This window comes from Microbacterium sp. (assembly GCF_031178525.1).
Lineage (GTDB): Bacteria > Actinomycetota > Actinomycetes > Actinomycetales > Microbacteriaceae > Microbacterium.
In genome coordinates, this window is sequence record NZ_JAPSJA010000382.1 from 1 (window position 1) to 1,852 (window position 1,852).

Sequence of the window (1,852 nt, forward strand, 5' to 3'; positions counted from 1 at the left end):
CATGCAGCCGCTCGGCGATCTCCGCCTCGGGATGTGTGAGCGAGACGTGGATCGCGGCGACCGAGGCGAGCGGCTGGCCGGGCAGCACGAGCGGCACGGCCACGGACCACAGCGAGGGCACGACCTCGTCGTGGCTCGTCGCGTAGCCGCGTGCGCGGCTCTGCTCGATCTCCGCGCGCAGCTCGGGCGACGCGTCCTCGGGCCACGCGGCGTCCGCCAGCTCCATGAGCATCGCCTTGCCGGGGCCGCCGCGCGTGATCGGGTGCCGGTGGCCCGGGTTGTACGAGACAGCGACCGCCCGACGGGGTCGGGTGCTGACCACCGTGATGCCCTCACCGGACTCGAGCATCACAAGCAGGCACGTCATGCCCAGTTCGTCGGCCGCCTCGGCGAGCTCGGGAGAGGCGGCGGCCTGCAGGTCGCGCGACACGCTCGAGGCCAGCGCCGCAAGCCCCGCGCCGAGCGACACGAGGCCTCCCGCGGCGCGCGTCACCAGGCTGTGCTCCTCGAGCGTGCGCAGCAGCCGGTAGGCGACCGACCGGTGCACGCCGAGCGCGGCCGCCAGTTCGTCGATGGACATCGCGCGGTCGCCCGCCGCGAGGATCTCGAGCAGTCGGATGCCCCGGCTGAGGGTCTGCGAACCGGCCTGCGCGGGGGCGGCGGACTCGGGCGTCACGGGGCTCTCCGATCGTCGGCGTCCTCCGATCCTAGGCCGCTTCGCGTTCGATAATCGAACCCGAAACCAGGCTTTTTTTTGAGCGCGCGATCAGATATGGTTTCGAGCAGCCGCCGCCGACCCGGGCGAGACGGCGAGATCGATGAGTGAAGGAGCTCTCCGATGACCGACAACGCTGTCGCCGTCAGCCTGCTGGAGCGCGTGCAGGTCGCGCCCGAGACCGGTCGCGCGATCCCCGACGCCGCGACCGGCGAGACCATCGGCTGGTCGCCCGAGCACGGCGTCGCCGACGTGGACGCCGCCGTAGCGCGTGCCAAGACGGCCCAGCCCGCGTGGGAGGCGCTCGGCCATGACGCGCGCAGTGCACTTCTGCTGCAGGCGGCCGACGCGATCGATGCGCACGCCGAGGAACTGGCGCATCTGCTCTCTCGCGAGCAGGGAAAGCCGTTGGACGGCCCGAACGCGCGCTTCGAGCTCGGAGCATGTGCGATGTGGCTGCGCGAGACGGCCACCGCCGAGCTCGGAACACAGGTGATCAGCGACGGAGAGAACGACATCGCGGAGATCACCTATCGCGCGCTGGGAGTCGTGGCTGCGATCGGGCCCTGGAACTGGCCGCTCATGATCGCGATCTGGCAGGTCGCGCCGTCGCTGCGGATGGGCAACACGGTCGTGATCAAGCCGAGTGAGTACACGCCGTTGAGCGTGCTGGCCCTGGTGCAGGTGATCAACGACGTGCTGCCCGGCGACGTCCTGATCCCTGTCGTATCGGGTGATCGGGAGGTCGGCGCGCGACTGGCGTCGCACCCGGACGTCGACAAGGTCATGTTCACGGGCTCGACCGCGACGGGGCGGAAGATCGTCGAGGCCTCAGGCGCGAACCTCGCTCGGCTGACGCTCGAGCTGGGCGGCAATGACGCCGGCATCGTGCTGCCGGACGCCGACCCGGCCGCGATCGCCGAGGGCCTGTTCTGGGGGGCTTTCATCAACACCGGACAGACGTGCGCCGCACTCAAGCGCCTGTACGTGCACGACTCGATCTACGACCGGGTGGTCGAGGCGCTGGCGGCCGTGGCCTCGCAGATGCCCATGGGCAACGGCATCGAGGGCGGCAACGTCCTCGGCCCGCTGCAGAACGCCAAGCAGTTCGAGATCGTGCGCCGGCTCGTCGAGGAC

2 protein-coding genes are annotated in these 1,852 nt (G+C 70.6%); one reads left to right on the plus strand and one right to left on the minus strand.

What is annotated here, in order from left to right:
- On the minus strand, positions 1-676 hold a 676-nt coding region (locus RIF89_RS14640; RefSeq protein WP_309069803.1), incomplete at its 3' end, for a helix-turn-helix domain-containing protein.
- A 162-nt stretch (positions 677-838) separates the two neighbouring features.
- On the opposite strand from RIF89_RS14640, the gene RIF89_RS14645 reads away from it, so the two are divergent.
- On the plus strand, positions 839-1,852 hold a 1,014-nt coding region (locus RIF89_RS14645), incomplete at its 3' end, for an aldehyde dehydrogenase family protein (RefSeq protein ID WP_309069804.1).